This is a genomic window from Pseudomonas sp. Lz4W (genome assembly GCF_000346225.2).
GTDB classification, from domain to species: Bacteria; Pseudomonadota; Gammaproteobacteria; order Pseudomonadales; family Pseudomonadaceae; genus Aquipseudomonas; species Aquipseudomonas paraversuta.
Genome location: NZ_CP017432.1, coordinates 93,704 through 116,364 on the forward strand (window position 1 = coordinate 93,704; position 22,661 = coordinate 116,364).

23 protein-coding genes and 1 pseudogene are annotated in these 22,661 nt (G+C 59.3%); 12 read left to right on the forward strand and 12 right to left on the reverse strand.

The window, feature by feature from the left end; translation table 11 throughout:
• Positions 1-43: 43 nt before the first annotated feature.
• Together B195_RS00415 and dadA are read right to left on the reverse strand one after the other, a co-directional pair.
• Positions 44-397 carry a RidA family protein gene (locus B195_RS00415; RefSeq protein ID WP_003437845.1) on the reverse strand — a complete coding sequence of 118 codons (354 nt, stop codon included), beginning with the start codon at positions 395-397 and terminating at the stop codon, positions 44-46.
• Positions 369-1,670 carry a D-amino acid dehydrogenase gene (gene dadA / locus B195_RS00420; protein ID WP_003437843.1) on the reverse strand — a complete coding sequence of 434 codons (1,302 nt, stop codon included), beginning with the start codon at positions 1,668-1,670 and terminating at the stop codon, positions 369-371. The genes B195_RS00415 and dadA overlap by 29 nt, the downstream gene beginning before the upstream one ends.
• A gap of 156 nt (positions 1,671-1,826) precedes the next feature.
• Here dadA and B195_RS00425 point away from each other — a divergent pair, with 156 nt between their 5' ends.
• Positions 1,827-2,315, forward strand: a complete 489-nt coding sequence (locus B195_RS00425) for an Lrp/AsnC ligand binding domain-containing protein (RefSeq protein WP_003437842.1) — start codon at positions 1,827-1,829, stop codon at positions 2,313-2,315.
• Between the two features lie 50 nt (positions 2,316-2,365).
• Here B195_RS00425 and B195_RS00430 read toward each other — a convergent pair whose 3' ends face one another.
• Positions 2,366-2,719 (reverse strand): YkgJ family cysteine cluster protein, encoded by a 354-nt coding sequence (locus B195_RS00430; RefSeq protein WP_003437837.1) that lies wholly within the window; start codon positions 2,717-2,719, stop codon positions 2,366-2,368.
• 147 nt (positions 2,720-2,866) lie between these two features.
• Here B195_RS00430 and B195_RS00435 point away from each other — a divergent pair, with 147 nt between their 5' ends.
• A complete protein-coding gene (locus B195_RS00435) occupies positions 2,867-4,168 on the forward strand; it encodes an FAD-binding oxidoreductase (RefSeq protein ID WP_003437833.1) in 1,302 nt (433 codons plus the stop codon).
• Between the two features lie 37 nt (positions 4,169-4,205).
• On the opposite strand, the gene B195_RS00440 is transcribed toward B195_RS00435, so the two are convergent.
• Positions 4,206-4,439: a DUF1127 domain-containing protein gene (locus B195_RS00440; RefSeq protein WP_003437832.1), complete on the reverse strand. Its 234-nt coding sequence runs from the start codon at positions 4,437-4,439 to the stop codon at positions 4,206-4,208.
• A gap of 169 nt (positions 4,440-4,608) precedes the next feature.
• On the opposite strand from B195_RS00440, the gene B195_RS00445 reads away from it, so the two are divergent.
• A complete protein-coding gene (locus B195_RS00445) occupies positions 4,609-6,045 on the forward strand; it encodes a PLP-dependent aminotransferase family protein (protein WP_003437829.1) in 1,437 nt (478 codons plus the stop codon).
• A 30-nt stretch (positions 6,046-6,075) separates the two neighbouring features.
• The gene (locus B195_RS00450) at positions 6,076-7,611 is read left to right on the forward strand and encodes a phospholipase D family protein (RefSeq protein ID WP_029612719.1); all 1,536 of its coding nucleotides are present in this window, start codon (positions 6,076-6,078) and stop codon (positions 7,609-7,611) included.
• 28 nt (positions 7,612-7,639) lie between these two features.
• On the opposite strand, the gene B195_RS00455 is transcribed toward B195_RS00450, so the two are convergent.
• Positions 7,640-8,785, reverse strand: coding sequence for an MFS transporter (locus tag B195_RS00455; RefSeq protein ID WP_003437827.1), 1,146 nt, complete (start codon positions 8,783-8,785; stop codon positions 7,640-7,642).
• A 147-nt stretch (positions 8,786-8,932) separates the two neighbouring features.
• Complete coding sequence (locus B195_RS00460) at positions 8,933-10,426, reverse strand: aldehyde dehydrogenase (protein ID WP_003437826.1); 1,494 nt, start codon at positions 10,424-10,426, stop codon at positions 8,933-8,935.
• 238 nt (positions 10,427-10,664) lie between these two features.
• On the opposite strand from B195_RS00460, the gene B195_RS00465 reads away from it, so the two are divergent.
• Positions 10,665-11,027, forward strand: coding sequence for a cupin domain-containing protein (locus B195_RS00465; protein ID WP_003437825.1), 363 nt, complete (start codon positions 10,665-10,667; stop codon positions 11,025-11,027).
• A 173-nt stretch (positions 11,028-11,200) separates the two neighbouring features.
• On the opposite strand, the gene rpmG is transcribed toward B195_RS00465, so the two are convergent.
• On the reverse strand, positions 11,201-11,356 hold the full coding sequence (gene rpmG, locus B195_RS00470) for a 50S ribosomal protein L33 (RefSeq protein ID WP_003437824.1): 156 nt from the start codon (positions 11,354-11,356) through the stop codon (positions 11,201-11,203).
• 11 nt (positions 11,357-11,367) lie between these two features.
• Complete coding sequence (gene rpmB, locus B195_RS00475) at positions 11,368-11,601, reverse strand: 50S ribosomal protein L28 (RefSeq protein WP_003437823.1); 234 nt, start codon at positions 11,599-11,601, stop codon at positions 11,368-11,370.
• A 512-nt stretch (positions 11,602-12,113) separates the two neighbouring features.
• Between rpmB and B195_RS00480 the strand changes: the two genes are divergently transcribed.
• A complete protein-coding gene (locus B195_RS00480; protein WP_003437822.1) occupies positions 12,114-13,700 on the forward strand; it encodes an ABC transporter substrate-binding protein in 1,587 nt (528 codons plus the stop codon).
• A 3-nt stretch (positions 13,701-13,703) separates the two neighbouring features.
• Here the strand turns inward: B195_RS00480 and radC are convergent, their stop codons facing one another.
• Positions 13,704-14,378 carry a DNA repair protein RadC gene (gene radC / locus B195_RS00485; RefSeq protein WP_003437820.1) on the reverse strand — a complete coding sequence of 225 codons (675 nt, stop codon included), beginning with the start codon at positions 14,376-14,378 and terminating at the stop codon, positions 13,704-13,706.
• A 122-nt stretch (positions 14,379-14,500) separates the two neighbouring features.
• Here radC and coaBC point away from each other — a divergent pair, with 122 nt between their 5' ends.
• From coaBC to argB, 4 genes and pseudogenes are all read left to right on the forward strand, one after another.
• On the forward strand, positions 14,501-15,709 hold the full coding sequence (gene coaBC, locus B195_RS00490) for a bifunctional phosphopantothenoylcysteine decarboxylase/phosphopantothenate--cysteine ligase CoaBC (protein WP_003437818.1): 1,209 nt from the start codon (positions 14,501-14,503) through the stop codon (positions 15,707-15,709).
• 5 nt (positions 15,710-15,714) lie between these two features.
• A complete protein-coding gene (dut, locus tag B195_RS00495) occupies positions 15,715-16,170 on the forward strand; it encodes a dUTP diphosphatase (protein ID WP_003437816.1) in 456 nt (151 codons plus the stop codon).
• 321 nt (positions 16,171-16,491) lie between these two features.
• Positions 16,492-17,868, forward strand: a pseudogene (locus tag B195_RS00500) (phosphomannomutase/phosphoglucomutase); the annotation flags it as partial.
• Positions 17,869-17,893: 25 nt separating this feature from the next.
• Positions 17,894-18,799, forward strand: coding sequence for an acetylglutamate kinase (gene argB, locus B195_RS00505; RefSeq protein ID WP_003437812.1), 906 nt, complete (start codon positions 17,894-17,896; stop codon positions 18,797-18,799).
• 61 nt (positions 18,800-18,860) lie between these two features.
• Here argB and pyrE read toward each other — a convergent pair whose 3' ends face one another.
• On the reverse strand, positions 18,861-19,502 hold the full coding sequence (gene pyrE, locus B195_RS00510; RefSeq protein WP_003437809.1) for an orotate phosphoribosyltransferase: 642 nt from the start codon (positions 19,500-19,502) through the stop codon (positions 18,861-18,863).
• 81 nt (positions 19,503-19,583) lie between these two features.
• Here pyrE and B195_RS00515 point away from each other — a divergent pair, with 81 nt between their 5' ends.
• Positions 19,584-20,363, forward strand: coding sequence for an exodeoxyribonuclease III (locus B195_RS00515; RefSeq protein ID WP_003437806.1), 780 nt, complete (start codon positions 19,584-19,586; stop codon positions 20,361-20,363).
• Between the two features lie 60 nt (positions 20,364-20,423).
• Here B195_RS00515 and B195_RS00520 read toward each other — a convergent pair whose 3' ends face one another.
• Together B195_RS00520 and rph are read right to left on the reverse strand one after the other, a co-directional pair.
• Entirely contained in the window at positions 20,424-20,792 is a 369-nt protein-coding gene (locus tag B195_RS00520) for a DUF4870 domain-containing protein (RefSeq protein WP_003437794.1), read from the reverse strand.
• Between the two features lie 49 nt (positions 20,793-20,841).
• Positions 20,842-21,564: a ribonuclease PH gene (gene rph, locus B195_RS00525; protein ID WP_003437790.1), complete on the reverse strand. Its 723-nt coding sequence runs from the start codon at positions 21,562-21,564 to the stop codon at positions 20,842-20,844.
• Positions 21,565-21,786: 222 nt separating this feature from the next.
• On the opposite strand from rph, the gene B195_RS00530 reads away from it, so the two are divergent.
• On the forward strand, positions 21,787-22,650 hold the full coding sequence (locus B195_RS00530; RefSeq protein WP_003437788.1) for a YicC/YloC family endoribonuclease: 864 nt from the start codon (positions 21,787-21,789) through the stop codon (positions 22,648-22,650).
• Positions 22,651-22,661: the final 11 nt, after the last annotated feature.

Here is a 22,661-nt window from a genome sequence, read left to right on the forward strand (position 1 = left end):
CCACGGTGGCACCGCAAGAGGGACAGTTATGACATCAAGGGTGTTATGGCAGTGCCGCGATAACCGACAGTTCCACCAGAATTTCCGGTTCACACAGCTTGGCTTCGACCGTTGCGCGTGCAGGCTGTACGCCTTTAGGCAGCCACTCGTCCCAGACACTGTTCATGCCGGCAAAGTCGGCATCGATGTTCTTGAGGTAGATGGTGACCGACAGGATGTGGCTTTTGTCGGTGCCCGCCAGGTCCAGCAGGTGCTCGATATTTTTCAGGGTTTCGCGGGTTTGCTGCTCGACCCCGGCATACATGTCATTGCCGACTTGCCCTGACAGGTAAACAGTGCCGTTGTGAGCCACGATCTGGCTCATGCGTTCATTGGTGAGCTGGCGCTGGATTGCCATGTTTTGCAGTCTCCTGGTGGTTTCCGTAACGGGAAATATCAAGGCCTTCGGCGCTGATCTGTGGCGTCTTTTTGGCCATCACGTCAGCGAGGAAGCGACCGGAGCCGCAGGCCATGGTCCAGCCGAGTGTGCCATGACCGGTGTTCAGGAACAGGTTTTTAAATGGCGTCGGGCCCACGATCGGCGTGCCGTCCGGAGTGGTCGGGCGCAGGCCGGTCCAGAAACTTGCCTGGCTCAAATCACCGCCCCGAGGATAAAGATCATTGACGATCATCTCCAGGGTTTCACGCCGGCGTGGATTGAGCGACAGGTCAAAACCGGCTATCTCGGCCATGCCGCCGACACGGATACGGTTGTCGAAACGGGTGATGGCGACTTTGTAGGTCTCATCCAGAATGGTCGAGGTGGGGGCCATGGCCGGATCGGTGATCGGGATGGTCAGCGAGTAGCCTTTGAGCGGGTAAACCGGGGCCTTGATGCCCAGTGGCTTGAGCATTTGCGGTGAGTAGCTGCCCAAGGCCAGTACGTAGCGGTCAGCGGTTTCGAGCTTGCCGTCGATCATTACGCCATTGATGCGATCGCCCGCGAAGTCCAGGTGCTGGATATCCTGACCGAAGCGGAATTCGACACCCAGGTTTTTAGCCATTTCAGCCAGGCGGGTGGTGAACATCTGACAGTCACCTGTCTGGTCATTCGGCAGGCGCAGGGCGCCGGCCAGAATGTCAGTGACACCGGCCAGTGCCGGCTCAACCCGGGCGATACCCGCACGGTCGAGCAGCTCGTAAGGCACCCCGGACTCCTTGAGTACGGCGATATCTTTGGCTGCGCCGTCCAGTTGGGCCTGGGTGCGGAACAATTGAGTGGTACCGAGGTTGCGAGCCTCGTAGGCAATACCGGTTTCGGCGCGCAGTTCATCGAGGCAGTCGCGGCTGTACTCGGACAAACGCACCATGCGCTCCTTGTTCACGGCATAGCGGCTGGCGGTGCAGTTGCGCAGCATCTGCGCCATCCACAGGTACTGGTCGATATTGGTGGTGGCCTTGATTGCCAGGGGGGCGTGGCGCTCGAGCAGCCATTTGATCGCCTTGAGCGGAACGCCCGGCGCGGCCCATGGCGATGCATAGCCCGGGGATACCTGGCCGGCGTTGGCAAAGCTGGTTTCCATCGCAACGGCTGGCTGACGGTCTACGACGACTACATCGAAACCGGCTCGGGCCAGATAATAGGCGCTGGCAGTACCAATAACGCCGCCACCCAATACCATAACTCGCATATTTATTTCCCTCATCGCGGCCAGCCGCAGACGTTTATTGTTCAAAGCGAAGATGAGCGCAGTATAAGAAGCATTTGCCAGTGGATTTCACTGTATAAAAAGCTATATTTGGCGACAATTCTCGGCCAAAACGCTTTTTACAAAGGAGATTCTCCTATGCGTACAAATCATCAGACAAAGCGTGAACTGGACAAGATCGATCGCAACATTTTGCGCATCCTGCAGGCCGATGGCCGGATCTCGTTTACCGAGCTTGGAGAGAAGGTAGGGTTGTCGACCACGCCCTGTACCGAGCGGGTACGCAGGCTGGAACGCGAAGGGATCATCATGGGCTACAACGCCCGGCTCAACCCCCAGCATTTGCAGGGCAGTTTGCTGGTGTTCGTCGAAATCAGCCTCGACTACAAGTCAGGCGATACTTTTGAAGAATTCCGCCGTGCAGTGCTGAAATTGCCCCACGTACTGGAGTGTCATCTGGTGTCGGGTGACTTCGACTATCTGGTCAAGGCGCGGATCAGCGAGATGGCCTCGTACCGTAAACTGCTGGGCGATATCTTGCTCAAACTGCCCCACGTGCGTGAGTCCAAGAGCTATATCGTGATGGAAGAGGTGAAAGAGAGCCTGAATTTGCCGATCCCGGATTGACCCCCGGGGCTCTGCAGGAGCGAGCTTGCTCCTGCAGGGGCAGGAAGGTTCTAGACCAGCACCTGGCGGGTACTGGCGATGTATTCATGCACCAGCTTCTCCGCCGAAGGATGGATCATTTCCACCGGGCGGCGGCCGTTAGGGCACGGCAAGGTCGGGGTGGTGCCAAACAGACGGCAGATCAGCGGGCGCTCTTCATACACAGTGCAGCCATTGGGGCCCAGGTGTACGCAGTTCAGCTCGTCCATGGCCGCCTCTTGTTCGGCAGCGGTCTTGCGTGGCAGGCGGGCCATTTCTTCAGATGAGGTGGTCACGGGCCCGCAGCAGTCATGGCAACCCGGAACGCATTCGAACGACGGGATCTGCTGCCTGAGAAAGCGGATTTTATGACTGTTACAGCTCATCTAAGGCTCACCGGATTTGAAAAGGCCGCAGAGTCTGCCCGAAAAGCCTCACTCTAGACAGGGCCGTCCGGCTGTTCTTGCCCCGCAGGAAGGGCCGGGCTTATGCTCCGTCAAATTTTTCTAACATGAATAATCAGGATTAATCACATGAGCGCCCCGGATCCGCGCAGCCAGCACACCGCTTCTTATTACGCCGCCAGCAGTCTGCCGCAGCCCGATCATCCGGTGCTGCAAGGTGAGCATGTGGCTGATGTGTGCGTGGTGGGCGGCGGCTTTTCCGGCCTGAACACGGCGCTGGAACTGGCCGAGCGCGGCATGAGCGTGATTGTGCTCGAAGCGCACAAGATCGGCTGGGGCGCCAGCGGGCGCAATGGCGGGCAACTGATTCGTGGCGTCGGCCACGGGCTTGAGCAGTTTGAAGGGATCATCGGCAAGGACGGTGTGCGGCAAATGAAGTTGATGGGCCTGGAGGCGGTGGAAATCGTGCGCCAGCGGGTCGAACGCTACAACATTGCCTGCGACCTGACCTGGGGTTATTGCGACCTGGCCAACAAGCCTCGCGACCTGGAAGGTTTTGCCGAAGAGGCCGAAGAATTGCGCGGTTTGGGTTATCGCCACCAGACCCGTTTGCTGCAAGCCAACGAAGTGCACAGTGTGGTGGGTTCGGACCGTTATGTCGGAGGCCTGGTCGACATGGGCTCGGGTCATTTGCACCCGCTTAACCTGGCGCTGGGTGAAGCCGCCGTCGCGGCGCAACTGGGCGTGAAGCTGTTCGAAAACAGCGCGGTAACCCGGATCGATTACGGCCCTGAAGTGCGGGTGCATACGGCTCAGGGATCGGTGCGGGCCAGGAGCCTGGTGCTGGGCTGCAATGCCTATCTCAAGGATCTCAACCCGCAACTCAGTGGCAAAGTACTGCCTGCGGGCAGTTACATCATTGCCACCGAGCCGTTGAGTGAAGCCCAGGCTCATGCTTTGTTGCCGCAGAACATGGCGGTATGCGATCAGCGTGTGGCGCTGGATTATTACCGGCTTTCGGCGGACCGGCGTTTGCTGTTCGGTGGTGCCTGCCATTACTCAGGCCGCGACCCGCAGGACATCGGCGCTTACATGCGGCCGAAAATGCTCGAAGTGTTCCCGCACCTGGCCAATGTAAAAATCGATTACCAGTGGGGCGGGATGATTGGTATTGGTGCCAACCGCTTGCCGCAGATCGGTCGTCTGCCGGATCAGCCCAACGTGTATTTCGCCCAGGCGTATTCAGGACATGGGGTGAACGCCACGCACCTGGCCGGCAAGCTGCTGGCCGAGGCCATCAGCGGCCAGCAAAGCCACGGTTTTGACCTGTTCGCCAAAGTCCCGCACATCACCTTTCCGGGCGGCAAGTACCTGCGTTCGCCGTTGCTGGCGCTGGGCATGTTGTGGCATCGGCTCAAAGAGCTGGGTTAACCCGTCCCCCTGCAGGCGCTCGCTGCTGCCAGTCAGGTCAAGAGCGCCAGAACGGTTTGCAGCCTTCGCGCAGGGCCAGCTCCGGGCTCAAACCCACGTCCCGCAGCTGCTGTGCATCCAGCTGGAGCAAGGCACGGCGGGTGCGTGAGCGGTGACAGAACAGGCCCCAGCGGCTTAAAGCGGCAGGTGAACTGACGACCTGAAAAGATTCGTGCTCAGCCTGTAATTGCGGGCCGTGTAACGTCAGACGCACATCGCTTAAACCATTCATTCGCCAGCTCCTTTTGACTCGGTTGCTATGAGTCAGCATGATGGCCTTGCGTCAAAAACCATGACAGATTCAGCAAACTGTTTTTATATGCATACAGATTCGTCTTTTTAGAGCCTGAATCCTCGGTTTATAGCCCATCTGTACCGGTCAATCTTTCGAGAGCACCGCCATGACCCTATACGTCAACCTCGCCGACCTGCTCGGTACGCGCATCGAGCAGGGCTTTTATCGCCCCGGCGACCGCTTGCCTTCAGTGCGTGCATTAAGCGCCGAACATGGTGTGAGCCTGAGTACGGTGCAGCAGGCGTATCGGTTGCTGGAGGACAATGGCCTGGCTTCGCCGCGCCCCAAGTCCGGATACTTTGTACCGATGGAGCGCCAGTTGCCGGCCTTGCCGGGCATGGGCAAGCCCGCTCAGCGGCCGGTGGAAATTTCCCAGTGGGAGCAGGTGCTGGAACTGGTGCGCTCGGTGCCGCAAAAGGATGTGATTCAACTGGGGCGCGGCATGCCCGACGTTACTGTGCCGACCATCAAGCCGTTGTTGCGCAGCCTGGCGCAAATCAGTCGCCGCCTGGACTTGCCCGGCCTGTATTACGACAACGTCTACGGGGTGCTGGCCCTGCGCGAGCAACTGGCGCGCCTGCTGCTCGACTCGGGCTGTCAGTTGAGCCCCGACGAGATAGTGATCACCACTGGCTGCCATGAAGCGCTGTCATGCAGTATTCGGGCGGTGTGTGAGCCGGGAGATATTGTGGCGGTCGATTCGCCGAGCTTTCACGGCGCCATGCAAACCCTCAAAGGGTTGGGCATGAAGGCGCTGGAGATACCCACCGACCCGCTGACCGGCATCAGCCTGGATGCGCTGGAGCTGGCGCTGGAGCAGTGGCCGATCAAGGCAATCCAGATCACCCCCAGTTGCAACAATCCGCTGGGCTACATCATGCCCGAGGCGCGCAAACGGGCCTTGGTGACCCTGGCCCAGCGCTTTGACGTGGCCATTATCGAAGACGATGTCTACGGTGAGCTGGCCTACACCTACCCTCGCCCGCGGACCATCAAGTCGTTCGACGATGACGGTCGGGTGCTGCTGTGCAGCTCGTTCTCCAAGACCCTGGCCCCGGGCCTGCGGGTAGGCTGGGTCGCGCCGGGCCGTTATCTGGAGCGGGTGCTGCACATGAAGTACATCTCCACCGGCTCCACCGCGCCGCAGCCGCAGCTGGCGGTTGCCGACTTTTTGAAAAACGGTCATTTCGAGCCGCACCTGCGCAAAATGCGCACCCAATATCAGCGCAATCGCGATTTGATGCTGGGCTGGATCAGCCGCTACTTTCCGCCCGGTACCCGCGCCAGCCGGCCTCAGGGCAGTTTTATGCTGTGGCTTGAACTGCCCGAGGGGTTTGATAGCTTGCGCCTCAATCGCGCGCTGCTTGAGCAGGGGGTGCAGGTCGCGGTGGGCAGCATCTTTTCTGCCTCGGGCAAGTACCGTAATTGCTTGCGCATGAACTACGCTGCCAAGCCAACGCTGCAGATTGAAGAGGCCGTGCGCAAGGTCGGTGAAACGGCCAGCAAATTATGGGCTCAGGCGGCCGGTCACGCGGACAGTTGAACGGGGCACCGTACGTTGAAATCACTCTGCATGTTGTTTTTCGCGCTGTTGCTGGGAGGTTGTAGCACCTTGGATGTACCTCGAGAGTCAAGTCAGGCTACCCCCGCAGTGGATTCATCCTTTGGCCGCTCGATCATGGCTCAGGCGGCGCCCTACCGGGGCCGCTCGGGGTTCCGTTTATTGCCCAACAGCGGCGAAGCGTTCCGGGCCCGGGCAGAGCTGATTCGCAATGCGCAGAGCAGTCTTGATCTGCAGTACTACATCGTCCACGACGGGCTGAGTACGCGGATGCTGGTTGATGAGCTGCTCAAGGCGGCAGATCGCGGGGTGAGGGTACGACTGCTGCTCGACGACACCGCCAGCGATGGCCTGGACGATATTCTGGCCACCCTGGCGGCCCATCCCAATATTCAGGTCCGCCTGTTCAATCCGCTGCAATTGGGACGTGGCACGGGGGTGACCCGGGCGATGGGTCGGCTATTCAATCTTTCGCGCCAGCACCGGCGCATGCACAACAAGCTGTGGCTGGCCGATAACAGTGCGGCGATTGTCGGCGGGCGGAATTTGGGCGATGAGTATTTCGATGCTCAGCCGGATCTGAATTTCACCGACATCGACCTGCTCGGAGTGGGGCCGGTGGCTGAGCAACTGGGGTACAGCTTCGATCAATACTGGAACAGTGCCCTGAGCCAGCCCATTGGTGATTTTGTTTCGGCACGGCTGTCCCGGTCGGAGCTGGCCAGGGCGCGGGAAAAACTCGAGGCGTCACTCAAACTGGCACAACAACGCAACAACACGCTGTACCAGCAACTGGCATCGTATGAAACCAGCCCGCAGCTGGATACCTGGCGCAAAGAGCTGATCTGGGCCTGGGGTCAGGCCTTGTGGGATGCACCGAGCAAGGTGCTGGCCAAGGACGAGCCGGATCCGCATTTGTTGCTGACCACGCAACTGGCGCCGGAACTGGCCGGGGTGAACAAAGAGCTGATTCTGGTCTCGGCCTACTTTGTGCCGGGTGAAACCGGGCTGGTGTACCTGACGGGCCGTGCGGATGCCGGGGTCGATGTACGTTTATTGACCAACTCCCTGGAAGCCACGGACGTGCCGGTGGTGCATGGCGGCTATGCCCCCTATCGCAAGGCGTTGCTGGAGCATGGGGTCAAGCTCTTTGAGCTGCGGCGCCAGCCCGGCAGCCACCCGGGCAGCGGTCCGCATCTGTTTAAACACGGGATGAGCAGCGATTCGAGCCTGCACAGCAAGGCGATGATTTTCGACGGGCAAAAATCCTTTATCGGCTCGTTCAATTTCGACCCGCGTTCGGGCTTGTGGAACACCGAGGTCGGGGTGCTGGTGGACAGCCCGCAGCTGGCGGACGAGGCGCGCAAGCTGGCGTTGCAGGGCATGTCGCCGGCCTTGAGCTACGAGCCGACCCTGGAGCAGGGCAAGATCGTCTGGGTAACCGAAGACAATGGCCGGTTACATGCGTTGAGCCACGAGCCGGGCAACTGGTGGCGCCGGCTGAACGCCTGGTTCAGCAAGAGCGTGGGGCTGGAGAAGATGTTGTAACCACCCAGGCCCTCTGCAGGCGCGTGTTTTATGCGGCTGTTTGCTCTGCGCCAAAGGCGCCCTGGCGCAACACCAGGATCACCAGCACCAAGGCTCCGGCGGCCATGAACAGCGGCAAGGCATGGCCGCTGATCCACTGGCTGCCAGCACCTGCGGCCAGCGGCCCGATCAGGCAGCCAATGCCCCATAGCTGTGCAATGTGGGCATTGGCACGTACCAGCGCGTCGTCACGGTAGCGCTCGCCGATCAGAATCAACGACAGGGTGAACAGGCCGCCTGCGCTGGCGCCGAAAATCACCCACAGCGGCCAGATCAACAGGGTATTGAGCAACAATGGCACCGCCAGGCTCGACAGCATCAGCAGCACCGCGCAACCGGTGAACAACGAACGCCGGGACAGGCGGTCGGCCAGCGCACCAATCGGCAGTTGCAGCAGGGCATCGCCCACCACCACGGTACTGACCATTGCCAGGGCGATGTCGGCGGTAAAGCCCTGACGCAGGCAATAGACCGGCAGCAGGGTCAGAATCATGGCTTCAAAGGCCGCAAATAACCCTACAGCCCAGGCGATGGCCGGCAAGCCTCGACAGAACTCCAGCAAGTCATTGAAGGTCACGCTGTACGCTTCGGTGGCGGGGGCGCCATCGCGGCCCATCAGCAGCAAGGGGGCCAGCGTCAGCAGAGCTACGCCGATCCAGAATCCGTAGTCCCCTTCAGAGCCAACCAGGCCCAATAGCAGGGGCCCGGAGAGTTGGCTCAAGGCGTAGGCCGAGCCATACAGGGCGACCAAGCGGCCGCGCCATTGTTCGACCACCAGTTGGTTGATCCAGCTTTCACCGAGAATGAAAATGATCGTGAGCACTACCCCGATCAGCAGTCGCAGCACCAGCCACACCGGGTAGCTGGGCAGTAACGCCAGCAGCCCGATGGACAGCGCGCCACACCACAAACACAGACGCATCAGGGCCGGCGTACCAAAGCGCGAGGCCAGTTTGCTGGCCAGGCTGGCGCCCACCAGCACGCCGATTGCCGGCATGGCTGCCATCACGCCAATTGCGAACCCGCCGTAACCCCAGCTTTCGAGCCGGAACGACACCAGCGGCATGCTCACGCCCAGCGCCAGGCCGACGCTGAGTACCGAGGCCAGTACGGCGAAGTAAGTCGCCCAACGCATCGCTGTGCTCCTGTGGATAACTAGAAATAAAGGTTTGAAACAAATGTGGGAGCGGCTGCTCGCGATGCAAGCACCGGGGTCCATAGCGCAGACCGGGTGCGATCATCGCGGGCAAGCCCGCTCCCACAGGGTGTTACCAGTGTTGTGTTACAGCTTGATCCAGGTGGATTTCAGCTCGGTGTATTTGTCGAATGCGTGCAGCGACTTGTCACGGCCGTTACCCGACTGTTTGAAGCCGCCAAACGGAGCGGTCATGTCGCCGCCATCGTATTGGTTGACCCATACGCTACCGGCGCGCAGGGCTTTGGCAGTCAGGTGAGCCTTGGAGATATCGGCTGTCCAGACTGCAGCCGCCAGGCCATATGGCGTGTCGTTGGCAATCTGGATCGCTTCTGCGGCGCTGTCGAAGGCGATAACCGACAAGACCGGGCCAAAAATTTCTTCCTGGGCGATTTTCATCGCGTTGCTCACACCGTCGAAAATGGTCGGCTCAACGTAGGTGCCACCGGTTTCCTGCAGGATTCGTTTGCCACCGGCAACCAGTTTGGCGCCTTCGCTGTGGCCGGCTTCGATGTACGACAGCACAGTGTTCATTTGCTGAGTGTCGACCAGGGCGCCCACGGTGGTGGCCGGGTCCAGCGGATTGCCCGGCTTCCAGTCCTTGAGCGCTTCGATCACCAGCGGCAGGAATTTGTCTTTGATGGAGCGCTCGACCAGCAGGCGCGAACCTGCGGTACAGACTTCGCCCTGGTTGAAGGCGATGGCGCTGGCAGCGGATTCGGCAGCGGCTTGCAGATCGGGAGCATCGGCGAAGACGATGTTCGGGCTCTTGCCGCCGGCTTCGAGCCAGATGCGCTTCATGTTGGATTCGCCGGAATAGATCATCAACTGCTTGGCGATTTTGGTCGAACCGGTAAACACCAGGGTGTCGACGTCCATGTGCAAGGCCAGGGCTTTGCCGACAGTGTGGCCGTAACCTGGCAGGACGTTCAGGACGCCAGCCGGAATGCCGGCTTCAACGGCCAGTGCCGCAATGCGGATGGCTGTCAGTGGTGATTTTTCGGAGGGCTTGAGGATTACCGAGTTACCGGTCGACAGCGCCGGGCCGAGCTTCCAGCAGGCCATCATCAACGGGAAGTTCCACGGCACGATGGCGGCGACTACGCCGACCGCTTCGCGGGTCACCAGACCCAACTGGTCGTGGGGGGTGGCGGCGACCTCGTCGTAAATCTTGTCGATGGCTTCACCGCTCCAGCTCAGCGCACCGGCTGCACCGGGGACGTCGATGTGCAGCGAGTCGCTGATCGGCTTGCCCATGTCCAGGGTTTCAAGCAGGGCCAGTTCTTCGGCGTTTTGCTTGAGCAGATCGGCAAAGCGGATCATGGCGGCTTTGCGCTTGGCCGGTGCCAGGCGCGACCAGACGCCCGACTCAAAGGTTTTGCGTGCCACTTCTACGGCGCGCTGGGCGTCAGCTGCATCGCAGCTGGCAACTTTGCCCAGCAAGCGGCCGTCGACCGGGCTGAGACACTCGAACGTTTCATTGGAGACCGCGTCGGTGTATTCACCGTTGATGTAGGCGCGACCTTCGATTTTCAGCTGTTTGGCCCGTTGTTCCCAATCAGCACGCGTCAGGGTGGTCATTCGAGTGTCCTCCTCTTATTAAGAATTGCAGCGCTCAGGCTTTGGCATGGCGCGTCATGGATGCTGTCCGATTCACTAAAGTGATCAGTACGAGACATCCGCCACCCTAAACCAGTGGCCCTGGAACTTTCAATATATTTGACACATGTGTCGCAAACGGCAAGGCTTGTTCGTTTTAATAAACATCAGTTTTTGTCTTTCTGACCACACACGCAGCAATTTCGGGGGTACAAAAATAATGAGCATTGCCACAATCGTCGACTTCAGCACTGCCAAAACCCAGGCTGACCGATTCAGTCCTGCGCCGGAAAAAGTGCTCAAGGGTAATCCGGAGCAAGTTGTCCACAACCATTACGACAGCCCTTGCGGGCAGATGAGCGCGGGGGTGTGGGAAGGTGCTGTGGGGCACTGGACGGTCAATTACACCGAGCATGAATATTGCGAAATTCTGCAGGGCGTTTCAGTTCTGCGTGACCAGGAAGGTAACGCCAAGACCCTGCGGGCCGGTGACCGTTTTGTCATCCCTGCCGGCTTCAGTGGCACGTGGGAAGTGCTGGAGCCATGTCGCAAAGTTTACGTCGTGTTTGAACACAAACCCTGAGCCGATAGATGGCGGCTGAGGATCGTGGCGCAGGAGGGGCAATGGTGACCATGAAACTGAGTCAGGCCGGGAAATGCAGGGAAGTGCCGGTCTCACGTTGAACCGTCAGCGCTGAGCAACAAAAAAGGCCCGTATCGTGAGATGCGGGCCTTTTTTGTAAGAAGTAAAACCAATTACTTGATTTTGGCTTCTTTGTAGATCACGTGCTTGCGAACCCGCGGATCGAATTTTTTGATTTCGATTTTGTCCGGAGTGGTGCGCTTGTTCTTATCTGTGGTGTAGAAATGGCCTGTACCAGCGCTCGACACCAAACGGATCAATTCACGCATGATTAGCTCCCTTAGATCTTGCCATCGCGGCGGATTTCGGCCAGCACGACAGTGATGCCACGCTTGTCGATGATGCGCATGCCTTTAGCAGATACGCGCAGACGAACAAAACGTTTCTCTTCTTCAACCCAGAAGCGGTGATGCTGCAGGTTCGGCAGGAAACGACGACGGGTTTTGTTATTTGCGTGGGAAATGTTATTCCCAGTCACCGGACCCTTACCGGTAACTTGACAGACTCTCGACATGCCTCAGCCCTCTAAAACCACATGCCCAACCCGGCATGGGTTGGCCGCTTAATCTCTCAGTCATGGCGCCAGGCGCCGCGTTTCTTTAAGGGTCTTACCGGCTACACCTACAAACGAAGGAACCGGGCCCCTAGAAAAGAGCGCTGCTTTATACCAGAAAGACTAAAGAGCAACAACACGAACTGTGGTTTGCTGTAATTAATTAAGTCGGCAGTCTAACGGCATTTCGCGCTAAAGCCTATGCCTGCTTGGGTTTTACCGCTCGTCGCGAGATGAAAGGTTTCAGTGCGAAAATTGCGCTTTATTGCAGTCGGCGACGGCCGCGACAAGGGCGGACGGGTCTTGATATGGCCGAAAATACCCCCGTTTCGAGCTCTGCAGGCGCCTTCGGCAGCCACTACAGGGAACGGATCGTATTAAAAAGTAGTCATTTGTCCATCAGGTCACTAGGGTTAGTCTTTTCCAGACTGCACCTGCAGATGGGCCACATCGACTTGCAAAGGAAACAGATCATGCGCCTCGCTGCCGCCCCCTTATTGCTTACCTTTTGCCTGAGTCCGCTGGTTCAGGCGGCCACCTTGAGTGTTTGCACCGAGGCCAGCCCCGAAGGGTTCGATGTGGTGCAGTACAACTCGCTCACGACCACCAATGCCTCGGCAGACGTGCTGATGAATCGTCTGGTGGATTTTGATGCCCGGGCTGCCAGGTTGGTGCCGAGTCTGGCGCAAAGCTGGTCAGTGTCCCCTGACGGTCTTGTGTACGACTTCAAATTACGCCCCGGGGTCAAGTTTCACAGCACGCCTTATTTCACCCCGAGCCGTGAACTGAATGCCGATGACGTGCGCTTCAGCTTCGAGCGCATGCTTGATCCGGACAATCCGTGGCACAAGGTGGCGCAAAGCGGTTTCCCCCATGCGCAGTCCTTGCAACTGCCGCAGCTGGTGAAAAAGATCGAAACCCCGGATCCGTTGACCGTGCGCTTTACCCTCAGCCATCCGGATTCAACGTTCCTGCCGGCGCTGAGTATGGGCTTTGCATCGATCTATTCGGCCGAATATGCCGACAAACTGCTCAAGGCCGGGACGCCGGAGCTGATGAACAGCCAGCCGATCGGAACCGGGCCTTTTGTGTTCTCGCGCTTCCAGAAAGATGCGGTGGTGCGTTACAAGGCCAACCCGGACTATTTCGCGGGCAAGCCGGCCATCGACGGGCTGATTTTTGCCATCACCCCGGACGCCAACGTGCGCCTGCAGAAATTGCGCCGCAATGAGTGCCAGATTGCCCTCTCGCCCAAACCGCTGGATGTGGATGCCGCCACCAAGGACCCGGCGTTGAGCGTTGCGCAAACCCCGGCCTTCATGACTGCTTTTGTGGCCATCAATAGTCAGCATCCGCCACTGGACAAGCCCCAGGTGCGGCAGGCGATCAATCTGGCCTTCGATAAAGACACTTACCTCAAGGCGGTGTTCGAGAACGGTGCACAGACTGCCAGTGGCATCTATCCGGCCACGACCTGGAGCTATGCCAAAGATTTGCCGGGCTATGCCCATGATCCGCAAAAAGCCAAAGAGCTGCTGGCCAGTGCAGGCTTCAAGGACGGCTTTAAAACCACCATCTGGACCCGGCCGACCGGTAGCGTGCTGAACCCGAACCCAAGCCTTGGGGCGCAGTTGCTGCAGGCGGACCTGGGCAAGGTGGGCATCAAGGCGGACATCCGGGTGATTGAATGGGGCGAATTGATCCGTCGCGCCAAAGCGGGTGAGCACGACCTGTTGTTCATGGGCTGGGCCGGTGATAACGGCGACCCGGACAACTTCCTGACTCCGCAGTTTTCATGCGCCGCGGTGAAGTCCGGGACCAACTTTGCGCGTTATTGCGACAAGACCCTGGACAGCCTGATCAGTGAGGGCAAAACCCTCACCGACCAGGACAAGCGCAGCGCGCTGTATCAAAAGGCCCAGGCCCTGATTCAGCAGCAGGCGCTGTGGCTGCCGCTGGCACACCCAACGGCCTACGCGCTTACCCGTAAAGACGTACAGGGTTATCAGGTGAGTCCGTTCGGGCGTCAGGACTTTTCGACGGTCAGCATCAAGCCCTGAGTGTCACATCCAGCCATGTTCGACCATTGAGAGCGGTTCACCGTCGCCAACGATAAAGTGATCCAGAACCCGCACTTCGATCAGGTCCAGCGCATCGCTCAGGCGCTTGGTCAGGGTGCGGTCGGCCTGGCTGGGCTCGGTGACACCCGAGGGGTGGTTGTGGCAAAAAATCACCGCTGCGGCGTTATGTGCGAGGGCGCGCTTGACCACCTGGCGCGGGTACACGCTGGCACTGTCGATGGAGCCCCTGAACAGCACTTCAAAGGACAGCATCCGGTGTTTGGAGTCCATGAACAGGCAGCCAAACACTTCGTGGAGTTCGTGACGCAGTAACGACTTGAGATAGTCACGAACGGCCTGCGGGCTTTCTAGCGCCGAGTCCCGGCGCAGGCGCTCGGCCAGGTGCCGGCGGCTCATCTCCAGTACCGCCTGCAACTGGCTGAACTTGGCCGGCCCGAGCCCCAGCTGGCGACAGAACCCGGCGAGGTCGGCTTCGAGCAGGGCCCTCAGGCTGCCGAATTCAGCGAGTAAATGCCGTGCCAGGTCGACCGCGCTTTTGCCCGAGACCCCGGTGCGCAGGAAGATTGCCAGCAGTTCGGCGTCGGAAAGACTGGATGCTCCGTGTTCTAAAAGCTTCTCGCGCGGCCGCTCTGCTGCCGGCCAATCCCTGATGCTCATAACACCTCCATGTAAGTGGGCGCCGCTGTTCCCTGGCAGGCGCTGTGTTATCTTAGCCCATCATTTTTGCGTGGCATTTGGCCATTTTCCGCGCAGTCATCATCGAACTAGAAGGCAGGCCTATGCAGCGGCTGTATCGAAAACGCATTGTTTTGGGCGTCGGCGGCGGCATCGCGGCTTACAAGAGTGCAGAGCTGGTTCGCCGTTTGCTGGATCAAGGCGCCGAAGTGCGGGTTGTCATGACCCGTGGCGGTAGCGAGTTCATCACTCCGCTGACCATGCAGGCCCTGTCCGGGCACCCGGTTCACCTGGATTTGCTGGACCCGGCGGCTGAAGCCGCGATGGGCCATATCGAGCTGGCCAAGTGGGCTGACCTGGTACTGATCGCGCCAGCCACGGCTGACCTGATCGCCCGTCTTGCCCAGGGCCTGGCCAATGATCTGCTGACCACCCTGGTGCTGGCCACTGACGCGACGGTCGCCATTGCGCCGGCGATGAATCAGGCCATGTGGCGTGATCCGGCCACCCAGGCCAACACCCGATTGCTTGAAACCCGCGGCCTGCGCGTGTTTGGTCCGGCTTCCGGAAGCCAGGCCTGCGGTGACGTGGGCTTTGGCCGCATGCTTGAGGCCGATGATCTGGTGCACTGCGCCGCCGAGTGTTTTCAGCGTCAGGTGTTGACCGGCAAGCATGTACTGATTACGGCCGGCCCGACCCAGGAAAACATCGACCCGGTGCGCTATATCACCAACCACAGCTCCGGAAAAATGGGCTTTGCCCTGGCTGAAGCGGCGGTTGAGGCCGGTGCCCGGGTAACCCTGATTACCGGGCCGGTGCACTTGCCGACCCCGGACCGGGTGAGCCGGATCGATGTGGTCAGTGCCCGCGATATGCTCGCGGCCTGTGAAGCGGCGATCCCCTGTGACGTGTTTATTGCGTCCGCTGCAGTCGCGGATTACCGCCCGGAAGTCGTTGCCCCGCAGAAACTCAAGAAAGACCCTACCAAGGGTGACGGCCTGTTGCTGCAGATGGTGCGCAATCCAGACATTCTGGCCACCATCGCTTCGCGCCCTGACCGCCCTTTTAGTGTCGGCTTTGCCGCAGAGACCGAGCACTTGCTCGATTACGCCGCGCGCAAGCTCAAAGACAAAAACCTCGACCTGATTGTGGCCAACGATGTGGCTAACCCCAGCATCGGCTTCAACAGCGAAGAAAACGCCTGCAGCGTGATTGACCGTCAACTGCATGCCACTGTGTTTGCCCAGACCAGCAAGGGCAAAATTGCCCGCCAGCTGATCACTTTTATCGCCGAACGTCTGAACCAGGTTTAACTCGTATGCACGCTTTGCAAGCCAAAATCCTCGATCCACGCATTGGTAGCGAATTTCCGCTGCCGCAGTACGCCACGCCCGGCTCCGCCGGTCTTGATCTGCGCGCCATGCTTAAACAAGACACCGTTCTGGAACCGGGCCAGACCCTGTTGATCCCGACCGGTCTGTCGGTATACATCGGTGATCCGGGCCTGGCGGCGCTGATCCTGCCGCGCTCCGGCCTGGGTCATAAGCACGGCATCGTGCTGGGTAACCTGGTCGGCCTGATCGACTCCGATTATCAGGGCGAACTGATGGTTTCGTGCTGGAACCGTGGTCAAACCGCCTTCAACATCACCATCGGTGAGCGTATTGCTCAGCTGGTGCTGGTGCCGGTGGTGCAGGCGCACTTTGAGCTGGTCGAAGAATTCGACGAAAGCCAGCGTGGTGCTGGCGGCTTCGGTCATTCCGGCAGCCTCTGATTGTACTCAGGTCAGGCGCCCTGCCTGACCTGACTCGTTAGCGTGGTAATTCAGGATGAAGCTCGCGCCAATGCAGTCACTCTGTTTATTGCCAAAATCGATGGCAGCCTTGTGCCATACGCCCCGTAATGCCAACTGGCCTCACGAACTCTCGCGTCAAAACGCCGTCCAAAGCCACAGCTTATGCTCGACCGCTCCCCGTCAACCGGTGAATGCTCGCCGTAGGGCAAGGTCGACGTTCGTGTGCCTGGCAGTTTCAGTGCACACCCCGAATTCTCAGAAAATGGAGCATCCTTTTTAATGAGCAGCCCAGCTTCGGTCGCGCCGCAATTCCCTGACAGCATCTTCCGCGCCTATGACATTCGCGGTGTGGTGCCTGAAACCTTGACCGCTGAAACTGCCTACTGGATTGGCCGTGCCATTGGCGCCGAAAGCCTGGCCCAGGGTGAGCCCCATGTATCGGTGGGGCGTGACGGGCGGTTGTCGGGTCCGGAACTGGTGGAGCGTTTGATTCAGGGTGTGGCCGACAGCGGTTGCCATGTCAGCGATGTAGGCCTGGTACCGACGCCGGCGCTGTATTACGCGGCCAGCGTGCTGAGGGGCAAGTCGGGGGTGATGCTCACGGGCAGCCATAACCCGTCCAACTACAACGGCTTCAAGATCGTGATCGCTGGCGACACCCTGGCCAACGAGCAAATACAGGCGCTGCATACCCGCCTCAAGAGCAATGATCTGACTTGGGGTGAAGGCAGCATCACCCGGGTTGAGATTTTGCCGCGCTACTTCGATGAAATTACCGGGGACATCAAGCTGGCCCGGCGTCTTAAAGTGGTGGTCGACTGTGGTAACGGTGCGGCAGGCGTGATTGCCCCGCAACTGATCGAAGCCCTGAATTGCGAAGTGATCCCGTTGTTCTGCGAGGTGGACGGTAATTTCCCCAACCACCACCCGGACCCGGGCAAGCCCGAGAATCTGCTGGACCTGATCGCCAAGGTTAAAGAAACCAATGCCGACCTTGGCCTGGCCTTTGATGGCGACGGCGACCGTGTCGGTGTCGTGACCAATACCGGCACCATGGTGTTCCCGGATCGCTTGCTGATGCTGTTCGCTCAGGATGTGCTGGTGCGCAACCCGGCTGCCGAGATCATTTTTGATGTGAAATGCAGCCGTCGTCTGGCGCCCTGGATCGAAGAATGTGGCGGTCGGCCACTTATGTGGAAGACCGGTCATTCGTTAATCAAAAAGAAGATGAAGGAAACCAGTGCCTTGCTGGCCGGAGAAATGAGCGGGCATATCTTTTTCAAAGAGCGCTGGTTCGGTTTTGATGACGGTATTTACAGTGCTGCGCGCCTGCTGGAGATCCTCAGCAAGCGCCAGGCGACAGCCGAAGAGCTGTTTGAGACCTTCCCCAACGATATTTCTACGCCAGAGATCAATATCGATGTGACGGATGAGAGCAAATTCAGCATCATTGACGCCCTGCACGATGCCCAATGGGGTGAAGCCGCCGAGCTGACCACCATTGATGGTGTTCGGGTCGACTATCCACACGGCTGGGGCCTGGTTCGCGCCTCCAACACCACTCCGGTGCTGGTGCTGCGATTCGAGGCAGAGACCGAGGCCGAACTGCAACGTATCAAGGATGTCTTTCACGCCCAATTGAAGCGTGTGGCGCCTGATCTCCAACTACCGTTTTGATCGATTTGTTCTACCGGAGCCCTGAATGACCCTCGAACGTGATGCCGCCTCCAACGTCGCCAAGGTTTTGTCCGAAGCGCTGCCCTATATTCGCCGTTACGTCGGCAAGACGCTGGTGATCAAGTACGGCGGCAACGCTATGGAAAACGATGAGCTGAAAACCGGGTTTGCCCGCGACATCGTGTTGATGAAGGCCGTGGGTATCAATCCGGTCGTGGTCCATGGTGGCGGTCCGCAAATCGGTGATTTGCTCAAGCGCCTGTCCATCGAGAGCCATTTCATCGACGGTATGCGGGTCACAGACTCGCAAACCATGGATGTGGTTGAAATGGTGCTCGGCGGCCATGTGAACAAAGAGATCGTCAACCTGATCAACCGCCATGGCGGTAGCGCCATAGGCCTGACCGGTAAAGACGCCACGCTGATCCGGGCCAAGAAAATGGTGGTTACCCGCCAGACACCGGAAATGACCAGCCCGGAAATCATCGATTTCGGGCATGTGGGCGAAGTGGTCGGGATCAACACTGACCTGCTGAACATGCTGACCAAGGGTGATTTCATCCCGGTAATTGCGCCGATTGGCGTGGGTGAAAACGGCGAGTCCTACAACATCAACGCGGATCTGGTGGCGGGTAAGGTCGCCGAAGCGCTGAAAGCTGAAAAGCTTATGTTGCTGACCAATATCGCGGGCCTGATGGACAAGCAGGGCAAGGTGCTGACCGGGCTGACCACTGCCCAGGTGGATGACCTGATTGCCGATGGCACCATCTACGGCGGCATGCTGCCCAAGATCCGCTGCGCGCTGGAAGCCGTGCAAGGTGGCGTGACCACTGCGCACATCGTCGACGGTCGTGTACCGAACGCGGTGCTGCTGGAAATCTTCACTGATACCGGTGTCGGTACCCTGATTACCAACAGCAAGACGGTTTAAGCAAAACCAGAAAAGCCCCGTCCGGCGATTGCCGGGCGGGGCTTTTTTTTGGCTGTGCGGACTAGATCCCGTACTGCGCCCGATAGGCTTCAACGGCTGGCAGGTATTGCTTGAGCGTTTCGTCTTCGGCCAGGTACTGCAGCACCTGGTTCAAGGAAACGATGCTGACCACAGGAATACCAAAGTCACGCTCGACTTCCTGAATGGCTGACAGCTCGCCATTGCCACGCTCCTGACGGTTCAGGGCAATCAGCACGCCTGCGGCTTTGGCGCCCTGGGCCTGGATGATCTGCATGACTTCACGGATGGCGGTGCCGGCGGTGATCACGTCGTCGATGATCAGGATATTGCCTTCGAGCGGCGAGCCGACCAGGCTGCCACCTTCGCCGTGGGCTTTGGCTTCTTTGCGGTTGAAGCACCATGGCAGGTCGCGGTCATGGTGTTCTGCCAGGGCCACTGCGGTGGTTGCCGCCAGTGGAATGCCTTTGTAGGCCGGGCCAAACAGGACGTCGAAGGAGATACCGCTGTCAACGATGGCGGCAGCGTAGAAACGCCCCAGTTGAGCCAGTGCGGAGCCGGTGTTGAACAGGCCGGCATTGAAGAAGTAAGGACTGGTGCGCCCGGACTTCAGGGTGAACTCACCGAAGCGCAAAACGCCGCGATCGATGGCAAAACGGATGAAGTCGCGCTGATACGCTTGCATGTAAAGGCCCCAGATGCCACGGATTTAGCTAATTGGTTAGACGGCGTGTATCATACACGCACGTGATTTTTGGGGCCATTTATGCGGATCATCAGTGTGAACGTCAATGGTATTCAGACGGCAGTCGAGCGCGGTTTGCTCAGTTGGCTGCAAGCTCAGAATGCCGACGTTATCTGCCTGCAGGACACCCGCGCCTCCGCCTTTGAACTGGACGATCCAGCCTACCAGCTGGATGGCTACTTTCTTTATGCCTGCGAAGCTGAAGTCCCTGCCCAAGGCGGTGTGGCTTTGTATTCGCGCTTGCAACCGAAAGCAGTCATCACTGGGCTTGGCTTCGAGACGGCCGATCGCTACGGGCGCTACCTGCAAGCCGATTTCGATAAGGTCAGCATCGCGACCTTGCTGCTCCCTTCGGGGCAGAACGGCGATGAAGACTTGAATCAAAAATTCAAGCTAATGGACGACTTTGCACGCTATCTGGATAAGCAGCGTCGCAAGCGTCGTGAGTACATCTACTGCGGCTCGCTGTATGTGGCGCAGCAGAAACTCGACATTAAAAACTGGCGTGACAGCCAGCAATCTCCTGGTTTCCTGGCGCCTGAGCGGGCCTGGATGGACGAGATTGTCGGCAATATGGGCTATGTCGATGCCCTGCGTGAAGTCAGTCGTGAAGGCGATCAGTACAGCTGGTGGCCGGATAACGAACAGGCCGAGATGCTTAATCTGGGCTGGCGTTTCGACTACCAGTTGTTGACACCGGGTCTGCGCCGCTTCGTACGAAGCGCTCGCCTGCCGCGTCAGCCACGCTTCTCGCAACATGCGCCATTGATCGTGGACTACGACTGGACACTGACTATCTAGGTGTTTTTTCGAAGCCACAAAAAAGCCGACATCGCTGTCGGCTTTTTTGTGGGTGCTGGTTTACTTGATCGGGCGCCAGGTGAAGGGGTAGCGGTATACCACTCCGTCATTGGCCTTGACGCCGGCAATCACCACCAGCACCACTGCGCCGATCAGGACCAGGCCGAGCAGGGCGAAACCGATCAGAACAAACATCAGCACGTAGCAAATGGCCGAAGCAATCGCCACGGTGATCTGAAAGTTCAGGGCTTCCTTGCCCTGGTCATCGATGAACGGATCGCTTTCACGCTTTACCTGCCACAGGATCAGCGGGCCGATCAGGCTGCCAAACGGAAACCACATCCCGAGGAACGCTGAAAAGTGACAAAACATGGCCCATTTACGAGCATCGCGGCTCGGCTCGGGTTTTGAAAGGTCCAGCTCGCTCATGGCGTTCTCCAGATGGTTACAGACGGCTTCGGCATACAGCTCGGCGATGTTAGTCGGCCAGTGCAGCTTGTTGCAGGGCGAAAATTTCGGTCATGCCCTTTTGCGCCAGTGCCAGCATGGCGTTCAGCTCTTCAGGCTGGAATGGCGCGCCTTCGGCAGTGCCCTGAACTTCGATGAAGCCACCGGTGCTGGTCATTACGACGTTCAGGTCGGTTTCGGCTGCCGAATCTTCAGGATAGTCGAGGTCGAGCACTGGCTCGCCCTGATACATGCCCACCGAGACCGCTGCAATCATCTGCTTGAGAGGGTCGCCGCCCTTGAGGCCGCCGCGTTTCTTGATCAGCTTCAAAGCGTCGACCAGGGCAACCATGGCGCCGGTGATCGAGGCCGTGCGAGTGCCGCCGTCGGCCTGGATCACGTCGCAGTCGACGTACAGGGTGATGTCGCCCAGCTTGGACATGTCCAGTGCGGCGCGTAGCGAGCGGCCGATCAGGCGCTGGATTTCCAGGGTACGTCCGCCTTGCTTGCCGCGGCTGGCTTCACGCTGGTTGCGGTCGCCGGTGGCGCGGGGCAGCATGCCGTATTCGGCAGTCAGCCAGCCCTGGCCCTGGCCTTTAAGGAAGCGTGGCACGCCGTTTTCGACGCTGACGGTGCAGATGACTTTGGTGTCACCGAACTCGACCAGTACAGAACCCTCTGCGTGTTTGGTGTAGTTGCGGGTGATGCGGATCGGACGGAGCTGATCGGCAACGCGACCACTTGGACGTTTCATGTGGGATACCTGTACGGGACGGAAAACTGCCGAGCATTATAAAGGCCATGGCCCGACAGGACACGCCTAATAATTACATGCCCGGCTCGCCGCCCCCTTGGGAGCGCCATGACACCGGGTACTTTTACGACAGACGTCATTTGGGGCCGTCCCCTGCACTGCGTTACAATCCTTCGCCTCAATGGCCGTCAGGCTAAATTCATCGAATCGCGAGGTACCTCCATGGTGCATAGCATGACCGCCTTTGCCCGCGTCGAAAGTGCCGGCACTCAGGGCACCCTGAGCTGGGAGCTGCGCTCGGTCAATAGCCGCTACCTGGAGCCGCACCTGCGCCTGCCCGAGTCTTTGCGTGACCTCGAAGGAGCGGTGCGTGAAGCGCTGCGTCAGGGGATCTCACGTGGCAAGCTGGAATGCACGCTGCGTTTCACCGAAGAAACCACGGGCAAGCCGCTGCAGGTTGACCGTGAGCGTGCGGCGCAACTGGTGGCCGCCGCCGAATCCATCGCCAGCCTGATCAAGCAGCCGGCTGCGCTGGATCCGCTGAAAGTGCTGGCCTGGCCAGGCGTATTGGTGGCGGATGCAAGCGACCCTCAAGCCCTGAACAATCAGGCGCTGGTGCTGTTCAAGCAGGCGCTGCAGGAACTGAAAAACGGCCGCGAGCGCGAAGGCGCCGAACTGGCGCGCCTGATCAGCGAGCGACTGACCGCGATCGAGGCTGATGTCGAGACTTTGCGTGAACTCGTGCCACAGATGCTGGCCACCCAGCGGCAAAAGGTGCTCGATCGCTTTGCTGACATGAAGGCCGAGCTTGATCCCCAGCGTCTTGAGCAAGAAATGGTCCTGCTGGCGCAAAAAAGCGACGTCGCCGAAGAGCTTGACCGCCTGAGTACCCACATCCTTGAGGTGCGGCGCGTGCTCAAGTCCGGTGGAGCCGCCGGCCGGCGCCTCGACTTCCTGATGCAAGAACTCAACCGGGAGGCCAACACCCTCGGTTCCAAGGCATTCGATCCGCGCAGTACCCAGGCGGCGGTCAACCTCAAGGTGTTGATCGAGCAGATGCGCGAACAAGTACAGAATATTGAGTAAGGCTCTCCCTG

Coding starts and splice junctions, on each gene's coding strand:
- dadA (WP_003437843.1), bottom strand. CDS start 1,670: ATGCGAGTTATGGTATTGGGTGGCGGCGTTATTGGTACTGCCAGCGCC.
- dut (WP_003437816.1), top strand. CDS start 15,715: ATGCACGCTTTGCAAGCCAAAATCCTCGATCCACGCATTGGTAGCGAA.
- rph (WP_003437790.1), bottom strand. CDS start 21,564: ATGAAACGTCCAAGTGGTCGCGTTGCCGATCAGCTCCGTCCGATCCGC.
- rpmB (WP_003437823.1), bottom strand. CDS start 11,601: ATGTCGAGAGTCTGTCAAGTTACCGGTAAGGGTCCGGTGACTGGGAAT.
- B195_RS00530 (WP_003437788.1), top strand. CDS start 21,787: ATGGTGCATAGCATGACCGCCTTTGCCCGCGTCGAAAGTGCCGGCACT.
- B195_RS00440 (WP_003437832.1), bottom strand. CDS start 4,439: ATGAATGGTTTAAGCGATGTGCGTCTGACGTTACACGGCCCGCAATTA.
- B195_RS00450 (WP_029612719.1), top strand. CDS start 6,076: ATGTTGTTTTTCGCGCTGTTGCTGGGAGGTTGTAGCACCTTGGATGTA.
- coaBC (WP_003437818.1), top strand. CDS start 14,501: ATGCAGCGGCTGTATCGAAAACGCATTGTTTTGGGCGTCGGCGGCGGC.
- B195_RS00435 (WP_003437833.1), top strand. CDS start 2,867: ATGAGCGCCCCGGATCCGCGCAGCCAGCACACCGCTTCTTATTACGCC.
- B195_RS00415 (WP_003437845.1), bottom strand. CDS start 397: ATGGCAATCCAGCGCCAGCTCACCAATGAACGCATGAGCCAGATCGTG.
- rpmG (WP_003437824.1), bottom strand. CDS start 11,356: ATGCGTGAATTGATCCGTTTGGTGTCGAGCGCTGGTACAGGCCATTTC.
- pyrE (WP_003437809.1), bottom strand. CDS start 19,502: ATGCAAGCGTATCAGCGCGACTTCATCCGTTTTGCCATCGATCGCGGC.
- B195_RS00460 (WP_003437826.1), bottom strand. CDS start 10,426: ATGACCACCCTGACGCGTGCTGATTGGGAACAACGGGCCAAACAGCTG.
- argB (WP_003437812.1), top strand. CDS start 17,894: ATGACCCTCGAACGTGATGCCGCCTCCAACGTCGCCAAGGTTTTGTCC.
- B195_RS00425 (WP_003437842.1), top strand. CDS start 1,827: ATGCGTACAAATCATCAGACAAAGCGTGAACTGGACAAGATCGATCGC.
- radC (WP_003437820.1), bottom strand. CDS start 14,378: ATGAGCATCAGGGATTGGCCGGCAGCAGAGCGGCCGCGCGAGAAGCTT.
- B195_RS00430 (WP_003437837.1), bottom strand. CDS start 2,719: ATGAGCTGTAACAGTCATAAAATCCGCTTTCTCAGGCAGCAGATCCCG.
- B195_RS00480 (WP_003437822.1), top strand. CDS start 12,114: ATGCGCCTCGCTGCCGCCCCCTTATTGCTTACCTTTTGCCTGAGTCCG.
- B195_RS00445 (WP_003437829.1), top strand. CDS start 4,609: ATGACCCTATACGTCAACCTCGCCGACCTGCTCGGTACGCGCATCGAG.
- B195_RS00455 (WP_003437827.1), bottom strand. CDS start 8,785: ATGCGTTGGGCGACTTACTTCGCCGTACTGGCCTCGGTACTCAGCGTC.
- B195_RS00520 (WP_003437794.1), bottom strand. CDS start 20,792: ATGAGCGAGCTGGACCTTTCAAAACCCGAGCCGAGCCGCGATGCTCGT.
- B195_RS00515 (WP_003437806.1), top strand. CDS start 19,584: ATGCGGATCATCAGTGTGAACGTCAATGGTATTCAGACGGCAGTCGAG.
- B195_RS00465 (WP_003437825.1), top strand. CDS start 10,665: ATGAGCATTGCCACAATCGTCGACTTCAGCACTGCCAAAACCCAGGCT.